The sequence below is a fragment of the Segnochrobactrum spirostomi genome (assembly GCF_009600605.1).
Classification (GTDB): Bacteria; Pseudomonadota; Alphaproteobacteria; order Rhizobiales; family Segnochrobactraceae; genus Segnochrobactrum; species Segnochrobactrum spirostomi.
In genome coordinates, this window is record NZ_VWNA01000001.1 from 3,397,328 (window position 1) to 3,411,658 (window position 14,331).

The 14,331-nt window shown below is 69.7% G+C and carries 13 protein-coding genes; 6 read left to right on the forward strand and 7 right to left on the reverse strand.

Annotation, left to right across the window (positions count from 1 at the left end; all coding sequences use genetic code 11):
* Nucleotides 1-166: 166 nt before the first annotated feature.
* The 3 genes from F0357_RS24190 to F0357_RS25250 all read left to right on the forward strand — a co-directional run bounded on the left by F0357_RS24190 (nucleotide 167) and on the right by F0357_RS25250 (nucleotide 5,091).
* Entirely contained in the window at nucleotides 167-2,797 is a 2,631-nt protein-coding gene (locus F0357_RS24190) for a mechanosensitive ion channel family protein (protein ID WP_208948362.1), read from the forward strand.
* A 96-nt stretch (nucleotides 2,798-2,893) separates the two neighbouring features.
* The gene (locus F0357_RS15345) at nucleotides 2,894-3,733 is read left to right on the forward strand and encodes a hypothetical protein (RefSeq protein WP_153483795.1); all 840 of its coding nucleotides are present in this window, start codon (nucleotides 2,894-2,896) and stop codon (nucleotides 3,731-3,733) included.
* Nucleotides 3,718-5,091, forward strand: a complete 1,374-nt coding sequence (locus tag F0357_RS25250) for a mechanosensitive ion channel family protein (protein ID WP_153483799.1) — start codon at nucleotides 3,718-3,720, stop codon at nucleotides 5,089-5,091. Before F0357_RS15345 ends, F0357_RS25250 begins: the two co-directional genes overlap by 16 nt.
* A 76-nt stretch (nucleotides 5,092-5,167) precedes the next feature.
* Here the strand turns inward: F0357_RS25250 and F0357_RS15355 are convergent, their stop codons facing one another.
* The 4 genes from F0357_RS15355 to purC form a co-directional block, all read right to left on the reverse strand.
* Nucleotides 5,168-5,671 (reverse strand): hypothetical protein, encoded by a 504-nt coding sequence (locus F0357_RS15355; protein WP_153483805.1) that lies wholly within the window; start codon nucleotides 5,669-5,671, stop codon nucleotides 5,168-5,170.
* A 65-nt stretch (nucleotides 5,672-5,736) separates the two neighbouring features.
* Nucleotides 5,737-6,399, reverse strand: coding sequence for a phosphoribosylformylglycinamidine synthase subunit PurQ (purQ, locus tag F0357_RS15360; RefSeq protein ID WP_153483807.1), 663 nt, complete (start codon nucleotides 6,397-6,399; stop codon nucleotides 5,737-5,739).
* A gap of 28 nt (nucleotides 6,400-6,427) precedes the next feature.
* The gene (gene purS, locus F0357_RS15365) at nucleotides 6,428-6,670 is read right to left on the reverse strand and encodes a phosphoribosylformylglycinamidine synthase subunit PurS (protein ID WP_153483810.1); all 243 of its coding nucleotides are present in this window, start codon (nucleotides 6,668-6,670) and stop codon (nucleotides 6,428-6,430) included.
* A 126-nt stretch (nucleotides 6,671-6,796) separates the two neighbouring features.
* Entirely contained in the window at nucleotides 6,797-7,594 is a 798-nt protein-coding gene (gene purC / locus F0357_RS15370) for a phosphoribosylaminoimidazolesuccinocarboxamide synthase (RefSeq protein ID WP_153483814.1), read from the reverse strand.
* 308 nt (nucleotides 7,595-7,902) lie between these two features.
* On the opposite strand from purC, the gene F0357_RS15375 reads away from it, so the two are divergent.
* The gene (locus F0357_RS15375; RefSeq protein ID WP_246161480.1) at nucleotides 7,903-8,691 is read left to right on the forward strand and encodes an HpcH/HpaI aldolase family protein; all 789 of its coding nucleotides are present in this window, start codon (nucleotides 7,903-7,905) and stop codon (nucleotides 8,689-8,691) included.
* A gap of 66 nt (nucleotides 8,692-8,757) precedes the next feature.
* Here the strand turns inward: F0357_RS15375 and F0357_RS15380 are convergent, their stop codons facing one another.
* Nucleotides 8,758-9,768, reverse strand: coding sequence for a polyprenyl synthetase family protein (locus F0357_RS15380; RefSeq protein WP_312861713.1), 1,011 nt, complete (start codon nucleotides 9,766-9,768; stop codon nucleotides 8,758-8,760).
* Between the two features lie 285 nt (nucleotides 9,769-10,053).
* Between F0357_RS15380 and F0357_RS15385 the strand changes: the two genes are divergently transcribed.
* Nucleotides 10,054-10,296, forward strand: coding sequence for a putative signal transducing protein (locus tag F0357_RS15385; RefSeq protein WP_153483819.1), 243 nt, complete (start codon nucleotides 10,054-10,056; stop codon nucleotides 10,294-10,296).
* Between the two features lie 10 nt (nucleotides 10,297-10,306).
* Nucleotides 10,307-11,098: a tRNA1(Val) (adenine(37)-N6)-methyltransferase gene (locus F0357_RS15390; RefSeq protein WP_153483820.1), complete on the forward strand. Its 792-nt coding sequence runs from the start codon at nucleotides 10,307-10,309 to the stop codon at nucleotides 11,096-11,098.
* Between the two features lie 401 nt (nucleotides 11,099-11,499).
* On the opposite strand, the gene F0357_RS15395 is transcribed toward F0357_RS15390, so the two are convergent.
* Both F0357_RS15395 and F0357_RS15400 read right to left on the reverse strand, forming a co-directional pair.
* Nucleotides 11,500-12,381, reverse strand: coding sequence for a 4-(cytidine 5'-diphospho)-2-C-methyl-D-erythritol kinase (locus F0357_RS15395; protein WP_153483821.1), 882 nt, complete (start codon nucleotides 12,379-12,381; stop codon nucleotides 11,500-11,502).
* A gap of 9 nt (nucleotides 12,382-12,390) precedes the next feature.
* Nucleotides 12,391-14,280: a tetratricopeptide repeat protein gene (locus F0357_RS15400; RefSeq protein ID WP_208948363.1), complete on the reverse strand. Its 1,890-nt coding sequence runs from the start codon at nucleotides 14,278-14,280 to the stop codon at nucleotides 12,391-12,393.
* Between the last annotated feature and the right edge of the window lie 51 nt (nucleotides 14,281-14,331).

Sequence of the window (14,331 nt, forward strand, 5' to 3'; positions counted from 1 at the left end):
GGCTCGCGCGTTGTGGTCGGGATACCGAGGGGGTGCGACGGCGTCAACGCCGCACAGCGCATGGCAGGGCTCCGACGGTCCGACGAAGGCACTGCACCGCCGCCCGGCGCGTGCTAATCAGGGGCTCGGGCGGGCCGATCAGCCGGCCCGAAACGAGGAGCGAACGATGGGGCGTTGGGGTTTGGGGCGCCTGGCGGGTCTGGCGCCGATCGTTCTGTTGTTCGCGCTCAGCCTCGTCGTCTTCTCGGATGCCGGCCGGGCCGCCTCGGCCGAGCTGCCGCTGCTCGGCGCCATCGAGAGCGTCGAAGGCAAATCGAGCGCGGCCGCGCCGGCGAAGGACGCATCTGGGAAGGATGCCACCGCGGCGCCAACCGAGGCCGCCGCCCTGCAATCGGTCATCGATGCCGCGAAGTCGTCCGGCGCCACCATCATGGTGATCACGCCGGCCTCGGGCACCGCCGCGGCGACGGCGACACCGGCGCCAACCCAGCAGCAGCCGACGGGCAAGACGCGCAATTTCGTGCGCATGCTGCACCACCTGAAGATCGCCATCGCCGATCTCGCGGCCGACATTCCGATGCACGTCGCGACCTTCGCCGACAGCCTCGCCGAGGAGCAGGCGAGCGGCGACCTCGACCGCGTGGTGTGGGGCGCGCGCAACGCCGCCATCTCCGCCGTGTTCGGCGGGCTCGCTTTGCTGCTCTATCGGCGCTGGAGCGTCCGCGCGCTCATTCGGCTCGCGGCGAAGCCGGTGCGCGATCGCGCCGACCGGGTGAGTTTCCTCCTCGCGCGCGGCTTCCTCATGGTCGTGGGCGTCGCCGTCTTCGTGGTCGTCAGCGGTGCGGTGGTGACGGCGCTCAGCCACGAGGTCGAGGAGACGCGCAAGACCTTCCTCGTCTTCCTGGTTCCGGCAACCGAGATCCTCGTCGGCTTCACGGTCATCGTCGCCATCGTCGCCCCGCGGGAGCCCGCCCACCGCGTCATCCGATTGCGCGACCGCGACGCGCGCTGGCTGGCGGCTCAGCTTTTCGCCGTCGTCGTCTTCGCGGCGATCGCCAGCGGATGCGTCGCCTACGGCGAGATCATGGACGTCGCCCGGTCGATCCAGCGGCTGTCGAAGATCGTCGGCCTCCTGGTGCCGTGCATCTGGCTCTCGCTGATCGCCACCCGGCTTCACGCCCGCATCTTGCACGCCCGTCTCGGCGGAACGGCGCATTCCCATGAACATGGCGCCGGAGAACATGGCGCCGGAGAACGTGGTGCCCAAGAACACGGCGCCGCCGCGGTGCCGTCCGGGCCCGCCGCAGGCGCAGGAGAGGGCGGGGTGCATGTCGCCCCCGCGCCGGCGGATCACGCCGCGCCGGCCTCGGCCGTCCAGCACGCCCACGCCGGGTTCGATCCGATGCTGGGTCATGCGATCGCGCCGCAGCCCCCCTCGGCGCAGGAACTCGCCCGCAATCTACGCAGCGCCAGCCGCTTTCCGGCCCGCGACCTCATCGTGCGCCATTGGGCGCTGCTGACGACGATCGCGCTCCTGATCGCCGCGACGCTCGGCACGGTCCGCGTGCTGCTCGACCACACCAACCCGATCACGCCGATCATCGGGCCGGTCGGTGCCGTGTTCGGCGGCATGTTCGTCTATGCCGCGATGATCCTGTTCGTCGACCGCGTCGTTGCGCCGATCCCGACGACCCTCGACGACGTCGCGGCCTCGCAGGTCTCGGTGCGCCGGCGCGAGATCGCGCGCGGCGTCGCCGAGCATGTCGCCCTCGTTATCGCGATCGCCTCTGCGGTGGTGGGCGTGCTCGCGGTGTGGGGCATCGACGTGTTCGACCCCCGCGGACCGATCGGCCGATCGGCCGGCTTGTTCATCGCCATTCTGCTGGCCACCACCGCCTATCGCGCCGTCAAGCTGTGGCTCGACCAGGAGATCGCTCTCGAGCGCTGGGCGGCGACCGAAGAGGAAGGGCAGGGCGCGACGGCGGCGGCGATCGGTTCGACGACGCGCCTCGGCACCCTGCTCGGCATCGTGCGCGGCTTCCTGCTCGCGAGCATCTTCATCGTCGCCATCATGATCGCCCTCGACGAACTCGGGGTGAACATCGGGCCCCTGTTCGCCGGCGCCGGCCTCATCGGCATCGCCGTCAGCTTCGGCTCCCAGTCCCTCATCAAGGACATGTTCTCGGGCATGTTCTACCTGATCGACGACGCCTTCCGGACCGGCGAATATATCGACATCGGCCTCGTCAAGGGCACGGTGGAGAAGATCTCGATCCGCTCCTTCCAGCTCCGGCACCAGAACGGTCCGCTGAACACGGTGCCGTTCGGCGAGATCAAGAAGCTGACCAACTATTCGCGCGATTGGGTGATCGTGAAGCTGCCGATCCGCGTCACCTACGACACCTCGGTCTCGCATCTGAACAAGGTGGTGAAGCGCATCAGCGCGGAACTGCTCGAGGACGAGGACGTCGGGCCGCTGTTCCTCCAGCCGCTCAAGTCGCAGGGCGTCTACGACATGGAGGATTCGGCGATGGTCATCCGCGTCAAGTTCATGACGCGGCCGAACGACCAATTCCTCGTCCGCCGCGCCGTGTACGCCAAGATTCGCGAGACCTTCCACGCCGAAGGCATCAAGTTCGCCCACCGCAACGTCACCGTCTTCGTCGGAAGCCTCGACGGGCAGCCCGTGACGCCCGCCCAGAAGGCTGCGGCCGGCGCCGCGATCGCGCCCGTGGTGGAGGATGAGGCGATCCTCCAGACCGCCGAGGAAGAGGACGAAGGCCTCCCACAGCCGTAAGCCCTCACGGCTTACAGCCGTAAGCCCTCACGCTGACTTGACCTGCTTCAAGCCATCTGTGATGCATGGGACGACTGCCGTGCTGGGGATAGGGACATGACCGTACACTTAAAAAGACTTTCCGCGTGGGCGTTTGCCGTGATTATCGGTGCGCTCACGGCGGCTTGGCTCGCCGCCGCGCCGATCCCCGCATCGGCGGCCGAGCCGGCGAAGCCGGCGGCGGCTTCGACGTCTTCAACCCCGGCCCCCGCGAGCCTTGGGAAAGACATCTCGGCCGATGTCCATCTCGAGGAGATGGAACTCGCCGACATCGCGGCCGAGCTCGGTGTCCGCTTCCGGGCGGCCATGGCGAGTTTGCCGCAGCTTCCGGGCGAGTTCTCGAACGCGGTCGCCCGCGAGGTTCCGGGCGACGGCGACGGCTGGCTCGGCCGCGCCGCCCTCTCGGCGGTTCTCGCGATCGCGATCGGCTATGCCGCGGCGCGCCTCTTCGAGCATTATGTGCAGAAGGCCGCCAAGCCGGCTCCGCAGACCGCGGAAGGCTTCGACACCAACACGCGGATCGCCTTTCTGCTGCGTCGCCTGCTCGTGTGGGTTATCGGCAGCGCGATCCTCGTCGGGGTCGGCTTTCTCGTTCTCGAATTGCTCGACAAGGGCGTCCCGATCGAGCGGCGAACGGCGTTGATCCCTCTCGTCTGCGTCGGCATCGCGCGCTCCTTGCTCAGCGTTTTCCGGACGCTCTTCACGCCCGCGCTGCCGCAATATCGGCTGGTGCACGTCGACACCCAGCAAGCCCGGGGCTTTACCGCGACTTCGCGATCTTCGTCGTCGCCGCGGCTGCGATCGCGGGCTTCGATTGGTGGCTCGAGGTTCTTTCGCTTCCGGCCGAGAATCGGAGCCTCGTCGCGATCTCGCTGTCGCTCGTGCTCGTCATTCTGATTTCCTTGGTCTGCATCGTTCACCGCCGCATGATCAGCCACATTCTGGTGGCTCCCGGCAGCACCATCAATCCGCTGATCCGCGGGCTCGCCCGCATCTGGTGGCTCATCGCGGTCGCCTATTTCCTGCTCGGTTGGGGGCTTCGCTGCGTCAACGTCCTGCTCGGCATTAAGGGGGGCTCCGGCCTCGTCACCACGCCGCTGATGCTCCTCGTCGTCGGTTTCATCGGTTACGGCGTCGCCCGGTTGGTGCTCGCCAAGATCGTCAAACAGAGCACGGTGCTGCGTGTCGGCACTGGAGCGCAGGCGCGCCGGCTGCGCGATTATCTCGATCTCGCCTATGATGCGGCGGCGTGGATCATCGTGTTTCTCTGCTTCGTCGATCTCGCGCGCGCCTGGGGTGTCACCTTCGAATCGGGCGGCTTCGGCAGCATCATCGTCAAGGTCGGCCTCATCCTCGTGGCGGGCGCCATTCTCTATGACGGCGTGCGGATCGCGATCGATCGCAAGCTCGCCGTCGAAGGCGGCATGGGCGCGATCTACGCCGACGACGGCGAGGACGACGAGGCGCCGATCCGTACCGGCAAGTCGCGGATCGCGACGCTGCTCCCGCTCATCCGCGTGTTCGTGCTGTCCATCATCGCGAGCCTGATCGTGATGATGGTGCTGTCCGAACTCGGCGTGCAGGTCGCACCGCTTCTCGCCGGCGCCTCGATCTTCGGCCTCGCGATCGGCTTCGGCTCGCAGACGCTCGTCCACGACGTGCTGTCCGGCGCGTTCTTCCTGGTGGACGACGCCTTCCGCGTCGGCGAGTACGTCGATCTCGGCGGGGGCATCAAGGGCACGGTCGAGAAGATCTCGATCCGCTCCTTCCAGCTCCGCCACCAGAACGGCCCGCTGCACACCATCCAGTTCGGCAACATCAAGCAGGTCACCAACTTCTCGCGGGATTGGGCGCTCAGCAAGATCCCGTTCCAGTTCGCGCTCGGGACGGACATCGAGAAGGTGCGCAAGATCGTCAAGCGGGTCGGGCAGGAACTCGCCACCGATCCGGCGACCGCGCATCTCTTCCTGATGCCGCTGAAGTCGCAGGGCGTGTCCCAGGTCTCGGGCAACGGCGTCACCGTTCGGGTGAAGTTCATGACCTCGCCGATGGACACCTCCATGGCCACCCGCATGGTGCTCGCGCGGCTCCACGAGGCGTTCCTGGAGGCGAAGCTCGAGTTCCCGAACAATGCGATGACGGTGCGCATCGAGAATTCGGGCCCGGCTCTGACGCCGGAGCAGGAACAGCAGGCCGTGGCCGCGGCGATCGCCCAGCAGCAGGGTGCTGCGGCCGCCTTGGCGACGCCGGGCTGAGTGCAGCCCCGCCTCCGCGGGACCACATCGGGCGGGCGCGCGAGCGTCCGCCCTTTTTATTTGCAGGTCGGGTCGTTCAGGGGGCGGGTGGCGTGGCGGCGTCGCCGTCGGCCGGCACGAGATCGACGATCGCCGTGCCCGGCTCGTCGGCGAGCGGCGGCAGCACCGCCTGATAGGCGACGGCGACGGGGCGCGCCGTCTCCAGCACGATGCGCGAATTGCCGAACAGCACGTAGCCGTAGCTCCACGCCGTCACGAGCCCGGCCGGCTTCGGCGTGAACCCGGCCGGCAGGGCGAAGGCGATCGGCGGAATGTCGATGACGACCCGCCGCCCGCCGTCCTCGACCTTCGGATAGATCTCGATGACGTGGTTGATGGTGAGGGTGAGGCGGGTGCGCGTCGCGTCGCCGCTCACGGACGCTCCGGTCACCGCCGGCTTGCCCGCCGCGAGCACCGTCTCGGCGGCATCGGTGCCGCCTGGGAGCGCCGGGAGGGCGAGGAGGCCGGCCGCAAGCGCGAGCGGGACCAATCCGGTGCGCGCCTTGAGCCTCGCTCGATCGCCTCTGGCCGCGTCGGTCATGCGAGCCCCGGCTGCCGCGTCGTGCGCGGACCAAGGGCCGGGCGGAGGCGCCCGGCGAAATGGACTCAGGCCGCGATGAGGCTTTCGAACAGCGGCCGGCCGTCGGTGCCGCCCTGGAGCGGCTCGATCAGATTTTCCGGATGCGGCATCATGCCGAGCACCCGGCGATTGTCGCTCAGGATGCCGGCGATGTCGGCGATCGAGCCGTTCGGATTGGTGCCCTCGGCATAGCGGAAGGCGATGCGGTTCTCGCCCTCGAGGCGCGCCAGCGTCTCGCCGTCGGCGAAATAGTTGCCGTCGTGGTGGGCGACCGGGCAGCGCAGCACATCGCCCTTGGCGTAGGCGCGGGTGAACGGGGTATCGACCGCCACCGCCTCGAGCTTGACCTCGCGGCAGACGAACTTCAGCCCGGCATTGCGCATCAGCGCGCCCGGCAGGAGGCCGCCTTCGGTGAGGATCTGGAAGCCGTTGCAGATGCCGAGCACGAGGCCGCCGCGGGCCGCGTGGGCGCGCACCGCATCCATGATGGCGGCACGGGCGGCGATCGCGCCGGAGCGCAGATAATCGCCGTAGGAGAAGCCGCCCGGCAGCACGACGAGATCGACCGCCGGCAGTTCGGTGTCGGCGTGCCACACCGCCTTCGGCGCGACGCCCGTCACGCTCTCGAGGGCGCGCATCACGTCACGTTCGCGGTTGGAGCCGGGGAAGACGACGACGGCCGATTTCATCGGGAGGCCTCCGGGTTTGCCGCGCGGGTCAGCCGACGATGTCGATCGCGTAGGATTCGATCACCGTGTTGGCGAGCAGCTTCTCGCACATCTCGGCGATGCGGGTACGGGCCGCGGCTGCGTCCTGGTCGGCGAGCTCGAGGTCGATCACCTTGCCCTGGCGCACGCTCTCGACGCCGCCGAATCCGAGCGCGGAGAGCGCGCCGCCGATCGCCTTGCCCTGGGGATCGAGGACGCCGTTCTTCAGGGTGACGGTGACGCGCGCTTTCATGTCGGGCTCTCGGATGGGCTTGATGATCGATCGCGAAATCCGCGCCGGCGCGTGGCCGGGCGGCGCGGCGGCCTCGTCGCGAGGCCGCCGGACGTGGAGAGGAGGGCCGGGAGCCCCCCGCAGGCATCACTTCACCAGGACGGGGCCCTGGGTGGTGTTGCGCTCGTTGTCGTTGAGGATGCCGAGCCGGCGCGCGACTTCCTGGTAGGCCTCGAGCAGGCCGCCCATGTCGCGCCGGAAGCGGTCCTTGTCCATCTTGTCGTTGGTGACGATGTCCCACAGACGGCACGAATCCGGGGAGATCTCGTCGGCGACGACGATGCGCATCATGTCGCCTTCCCAGAGGCGGCCGCATTCCATCTTGAAATCGACGAGACGGATGCCGACGCCGAGGAAGAGGCCGGCGAGGAAATCGTTGACGCGGATGGCGAGCGCCATGATGTCGTCGATTTCCTGGGGCGTCGCCCAGCCGAACGCGGTGATGTGCTCCTCGGAGACCATCGGGTCGCCGAGCTTGTCGTTCTTGTAATAGAACTCGATGATCGAGCGCGGCAGTTGCGTGCCTTCCTCGATGCCGAGGCGCGTCGAGAGCGAACCGGCCGCGACGTTGCGGACCACCACCTCGAGCGGGATGATCTCAACCTCACGGATGAGCTGCTCGCGCATGTTCAGCCGACGGATGAAGTGCGTCGGGATGCCCATGTTGTTCAGGTGGGTGAAGACGTACTCGGAGATCCGGTTGTTCAGCACGCCCTTGCCGTCGACGATCTCATGCTTTTTCGCATTGAAGGCCGTGGCATCGTCCTTGAAGTGCTGAATGAGCGTACCGGGCTCCGGGCCCTCGTAGAGAATCTTTGCCTTGCCTTCATAGATGCGGCGGCGACGGTTCATGGGGATGTACCGTGAATGCTTGAGGAAATCCATGTCGAGCCGGGGTCTCCGCTGGCGAGCCAAGAGCCTATTGGTGCCGAACCGTTCAAAGCCGCCGCGGCAACGACGAATGCGCGGGCAACAGCCTCACCCGGAGGCCCCACCCACGCTTACCGTTCGACCCTAGCCGATCCGCGCCCGGAAAACAATTCTCGGTGTGCATAGGCGGGCGGAGAGGGATGCTCCACGCGCGGGCCTGTCGCGTTGATACGGGCGCGACGGCCGTGCCAAAGTGCCCACGGCGCCGCAGCCGGCGCGGGGCGGTCCACCCGCGCGCCGGGCGGCCATCGGGGAGTGCATCCTTGTCCGTCTTCCGTGAACCCTACGATTTCGCCGAGCGCCTGCGCGCCGGTGAGACGATCCTGAGCGCGTGGTCCTGCTTGCCCGGCCGCCATGTGGCGCAGTTGCTCGCCCGCGCCGGCTATCCGGCGGTGACGCTCGACATGCAGCACGGCGAGCACGATTTCGCCTCCGTCGCCGCCACCATCCCCGCGATCGTCGCGGCGGGCGGCACGCCGGTCGTCCGCGTGCCGGTCGGTGAGTTCGCCACCGCGAGCCGGGCCGTCGATGCGGGCGCGGCCGCGGTGATCGCCCCGATGATCGACGATGTGGAGACCGCCCGGCGCTTCGTCGCCCAGATCAAATATCCCCCGCTCGGCGAGCGGAGCTGGGGCCCGGCCTCGGCGATGGCGCTCGCCGGCGTGACGGATCCGCTCGGCTGGCTCGAAACGGCGAACCGCGCGACGCTCGCTTTCGCGATGATCGAGACCCGTGCCGCCTTCGAGGGAATCGACGACATCCTCGCCGTGCCGGGGCTCGACGGCGTCTTCGTCGGGCCGGCCGACCTCTCAATCGCCCTGTCGAACGGCGCCCATGTCGCGCCGTCGGCCGAATCGACCCATGCGGCGGCTGCGAAGATCGCCGCGGCGGCGCGGGCGGCGGGGCGGATCGCGGGCTATTTCGCGCCGAGCGTCGAAGACGCCCGCACGGCGCAGGCGGCCGGGTTCACCTTCATCTCGCTCGGGATCGACGCCGCGCTGATCGCGGAAGCCGGACGCGCCAAGCTGGCCGCCTTCGAAGCCGGCGCGTGATGCGGAGGCGCCGCGGCGTCGCCGCCGCGGCTCCCTCAAAACTGGAATGGACGGTTGGGCGCCCGCTCAGTGCGCGCGGGCGATCGAGAAATCCACGACCTCGATCAAGGCCGCCTTGAGCGGCGTGTCGGCGAGGGGGGCGAGCGAGGCCTTGGCGCGGGCGCCGTAGGCGAGCGCCTCATCGACGGTCGCCTTCAGCGCGCCGTGGCGGCCGAGCAGCACGATGGCGTGCTCGAGGTCGCCGTCGGCGATCGCGCCCTCCTCGATGCAGCGCTTCCAGAACGCCTTCTCCTCCGCATCGCCCGCCTGATAGGCGGTGATGACGGGGAGCGTGATCTTCCCCTCGCGGAAATCGTCGCCGACATTCTTGCCGAGCGCGCCGGCCGAGCCGCCATAATCGAGGGCGTCGTCGACGAGCTGGAAGGCGAGGCCGAGATATTCACCGAAATCGCGGAAGGCGGCGCGCTCGGCGTCGCTCGCCCCGGCGATCACCGGACCGACCTCGGCCGCGGCGGCGAACAGCGCCGCCGTCTTGGCGTTGATGACCTTGAGATAGGTCTCGCGCTCGGTCTCGAGGTCCTTGGCGGCGGCGAGCTGCATCACCTCGCCCTCGGCGATCACGGCGGCGGCGTTCGACAGGATCGCGAGGCATTCGAGCGAGCCCGCCTCGACCATCATCTTGAAGGCCTGGCCGAGCAGGAAGTCGCCGACGAGTACGCTCGCCTGGTTGCCCCAGACGAGCCGGGCCGCGGGCTTGCCGCGACGCATGTCGCTGTCGTCCACCACGTCGTCGTGCAGCAGCGTCGCGCTGTGCATGAACTCGACGCTCGCGGCGAGGCGGATGTGCCCGTCGCCGCCATAGCCGAAGTGGCCGGCGGTCGCGAGCGTCACCATCGGCCGCAGGCGCTTGCCGCCCGACGAGATGAGGTGGTTCGCGACCTCGGGGATCATCAGGACATCGGAGCCCGTCCGCGACAGGATGAGCTCGTTAACGCGCTTCATGTCGGGGGTGACGAGCGCGACGAGGGCGTCGATGCTGCCGGGCGCGGCGCCGGCCCGGGCGAGGCTCGCCGGCACGGGGCTGTTGTCCTCGGAACCCGCCGCGGTCGCCTGCGACGTCTGAGCCGGTTGAGCGAAAGCCACGCGGCGGAACTCCTGAAAAGCCGTGTCTCGCGGACGCGAGATCGAGGTCCGGGGCGGAGAATAGGGAGGCCGTCCCGCCCCGGCAAGGGACGCTCCCGTTGAACGCACCGTCGCCGCCGGACCGGCCCCCGATTGAAGCGGCCCGCTCGGCATGCGATGGGGGAAGGGACCGGGCCGCCGCCGAGGCGGCCTGCCCGAACCCGCGAGGAGGTCGCCCGCATGAAAGAGATCCTGCGCACGAACGATGCCGTGCTGATCTCCTTCGTGGAGGCGCTTCTCACCGAGGCGGGCATCGCACACCTCGTCACCGATCTCAACATGAGCGTTGTCGAAGGCTCGCTCGGCATCCTGGCGCGCCGGGTTCTGGTCGGGCAGGACGAGGAGGCCCAGGCGCGCCGGCTGCTGATCGACGCCGGCCTCGCCGCCGAGCTGAAGCCGGCCGCGGGCGCGGGTCGGTGGTGAGCGCCGCGCGATGAACGCGGGCGGCGAGGGGCCCTTCACCCGCGATGCCTTTCTCGGCGGCCGGCTGATCGTGCGCCAGCCGTCCGGCGGCGCCCACCGCTCCGGCCACGATGCCGTGCTGCTCGCGGCCGCGGTGCCGGCGGGCCTCGTCGGCCGCCTCTACGATCTCGGCGCCGGTGCCGGCGTCGCCGGGCTGTGCGCGGGCCTTCGCGCGCCGGGGCTTGCGGTCGATCTCGTCGAACGCGATCCGGCCGCGCTCGCCGCCGCGCGCCTGACGCTCGACGAGCCCGAGAATGCCGGGATCGTCACCCGCGCCCGGGTGATCGAGGCCGATATCCTGATGCCCGCCGCCGCGCGGGCGGAGCACGGCCTGATCCCCGGCAGCGCCGCGATGGTCGTCACCAACCCGCCCTTCCACCGCGCCGGCACCGTTCGGGCCTCGCCGGATGTCGCGCGGGCCGGTGCCCATGTGCTCGGACCCGAGGGGCTCGAGCCCTGGCTCAAGCTCGCGGCGGCGCTCGCCGCACCGGACGGGCGGGTCGCGATCATCTTTCCGGCTGCCGGCCTGAAGGACGTGCTCGATTCGCTCGCCGGCCGCTTCGGCGCCGTGGTCGTCGTGCCGGTTCAGGCGCGCGCCGACGCGGCGGCGATCCGCATCGTCGTCACCGGACGCAAGGGCAGCCGCGCCCCGCTGGCGCTTGCCCCGGCTTTGGTGCTCCACGAGCCCGATGGCCGCCCGACCGCCGCCGCCCGCGCCATCCTCGAAGACGGCGCGCCGCTGCCGGGCTGTGGGGTGGATTGAGGGGGCGGGGCTTCGGAGGGCGCGCGGGGGCGAGTTAAGCCCACGCCTCACCGGGTTCTGGCTTCCGATGGGTCTCGCCCAGCATCACCCCACCCTGACCGCCTCCGGCGGTCTGTCCCTCCCCCTGGCAGGGGAGGGACTAAGGCGCTGATTTTGTGGGGAGGTCTGTTCCACGACAGTGCTGAGGGCACCGAAAGCTGTGAAACGACGATGCGGGTGGAGGGGTGAGGACACTGTTCTAGCACGACGAGTGCCGCAGGCAGCCCCTCCCCTGCCAGGGGGAGGGGTGGCGCGGAGCGCCGGGGTGGGGTCCGGTGCCGCAGGCGCCGCCCCACGACATCTGCCGCCTCACAACGCTCGCTGCTCGCCGACGTGCCAGCCTAACAACGCCCGACACCCGCCTAAGCCACCATCGCCGCGTTCGTCGCGCCCCCGTCGGCAGCCTTGATCCACCACGAAGGACGAGTCCGGGCGAGGCGGGTCGCGGCGGCGGCGGCTTCGTCGGCGGTGGCGAACAAGGCGAAGGCCGTGGCGCCGGAGCCGGACAGTCGGGCGAGGAGGGCACCCGACGTGGCGGCGAGGTCGGCGACCACCTCGCCGATCACCGGGGCGACGCGCTGCGCCGCCGGTTCGAGGTCGTTGCGCGTCGCCGCCAGCCATTCGGCGAGATCGCGGGCGTCGCGCCACGCGGCGGCGCCGGCGGGCAGTGGGGCGTTGTCGCGCCGCTCGAGCGCGCGAAAAACGTCCGGGGTCGCGACCGGCACGCCCGGATTGACGAGCAGGAAGGCGATGTTCGGCAGCGCCGGCAGCGGCGCGATGTCGTGTCCGATGCCGGTCGCCCGGGCCGGGGTCGAGAGCACGCAGATCGGTAGGTCGGCGCCGAGCGGCCGCGACAGGGCCGCGAGCGCTTCGAGGGCGAGATCGAGGCCCCACAGACGGTTGAGGAGGCGCAGGGCCGCCGCGGCATCGGCCGAGCCGCCGCCGATGCCGGAGGCGACGGGCAGGGCCTTGGTCAGGCGGAACCGCGCGCCGCGGGCCGGGACACCGACCGCCTCGGCGAGGAGCCGCGCGGCTCGCAGCACCAGATTGGCGCCGTCGGTCGGCACCGCGGCCGCGAACGGGCCGTCGACTTCGAGCGAGATTTCGCCGGCCGGCTCCACGACGAGGCGATCACCGACCTCCGGAAAGGCCACGAGCGTATCGACGTCGTGGTAGCCATCGGCTCGGCGGCCGGTGATATGGAGCGCCAGATTGACCTTGGCCCGCGCGACCTCCGCGAACATGCCGGCGGCTCAGGGCTGCTCGGCCGGCGCATCCCCGCCCGGGTTCGCGCCGTCGGGCGCCGCGGCGTCGGGCACCGTCGCGTCCGGGGCCGTGCCGGGCGTCGCATCACTCTTCGGCGTCTTCTTGGGATCGGCCGAAATCGGCGTCGTCTTCGCCGATTGGGAGGGCTCTCCGGCGAGCGGCGGCAGACCGTTCTTGAGCTTTTCCTCGATGATCTTGAGCTGGTCCGGCGAGGGCTTCATGTCGCGGGCGTGGGCCCATTGGAAGCGCGCCTCGACGGTGCGGCCGACGCGCCAATAGGCATCGCCGAGATGGTCGTTGAGGACAGGATCGCCGGGGACGAGATCGACGGCGCGCTCGAGCTGCGGCACCGCCTCCTGATAGTGGCCGAGCTTGTAGAGCGCCCAGCCGAGGCTGTCGATGATGGCCCCGTCTGTCGGCCGAAGCTCGGCCGCCTTGCGGATCATGGCGAGTGCCTCGTCGAGGTTCACGCCGCGGTCGGCCCAAGAATAGCCGAGATAATTCAACACTTCCGGCTGGTTCGGCGACAGCTTCAGGGCCTGCCTGAAGTCCGCTTCCGCCTTGGGCCACTGGTTGGTGCGCTCGTAGCAGATGCCGCGATTGTAGAACAGGATCCAGTCGCGCGGCTTCGGCATCGTGATGCGCGAAATTTCGTTCGAATAGACCTTGGCGGCGTCGACGAACTTCTCGTGACTGCGCAGCACGGCGCCGTAGGCGAGCACCGGCTCGACATCGCCGGGATTCTGCTGGACGACGCGGGACAGCACCCGCTTCGCCTCCTCGAACTTGTCGAGGGAATTGAGGTTGAGGCCGATCTGGATTTCGGCGTCGCGGTAGAACGGCGAGTTCGAAGCGATGGTTCGGTAGATCTCGATGGCGTGGGCCGGGCGGTCGAGCCGCTCGTAGAGCTCGGCGAGGGCGATCGCGGCGAACTCGGCCTTGGGGTCGAGATAGAGCGCGAGCTGGAGATAGGCCGCCGAAAGCTCAGTCGATCCCTCCCGTCCGATCGTGGCGCCGATCGCGGCGAGTGCCGCGGCGGCGCCGGCCCGGGCGTTCGGCACCACCGGCGGCGCCTTCTTGCCGGCCTTCAGCATCGTCCGCAATTCGTCGACCAGAGGCTGGTCGCCGACCATGCCGGCGAAGCGATCGACCACCGCCTTCGCCGCGGCCGGGTCGCCCGCCCGCGTCAGGATGCGGGCATAGGCGATGACGATCCGGGTCGCGTTCGGATCGGCGTCGTAGGCGTCCTTCATGCGCTGGCGCGCTTCGACCTCGTCGCCGAGGAGATCGGCGACGAGACCGCCGTTGTAGGTCGTGAAGGCGCGGAACACGTCGGCGTTGCCGAGCCGGTCGAGCGCCTTCAGTGCGTCCGCCTCGTTGCGCTGCTCCGCGAAGGTCCACGACGTGATCAGGCTGCTCGTCAACTCGATCAGCGGGCTGCGCGATTTGGTCGCGAGATAGTCGCGCGCCTTCGCCGGTTCGCCCTTGAGGAAGGCGTCGACGGCTCGGGTCAGGTGGGCGAGCCGGTTGACGTCGACGGAATCGGGGAGTGACGCCGCGAGATCGACCGCGTCGTCGAGATTGCCGCTCGCGAGCCCGAGGGTGAAAGCGCGCTCCATCAGGATTGGGTTCATCGGGTCGTCGTCGAGTGCGGCGCGGTAGAACACCGCCGCCGCGTCGATGTCGGTTTCTTCGGCGGCGAGGCGCGCGGCGAGATAATTGCCGGCGAGCGAGGTCAGCCCCGGATCGTTGCGCGTCTCGGCGAAAGACGGCGCCGCCGTGACGGCGACCGCGAAACCGAGCGCGATCGCGGCGACGGAGCGGCGGAGTCGCTGGGCGCGGGCGGTGGCTGTCGCGGGCGGCTTCGTGGCTGGCATGGCGGCATTCTCAGACATTTGTGCAGGATGGCGCGTCAGCTCATCGCCCGC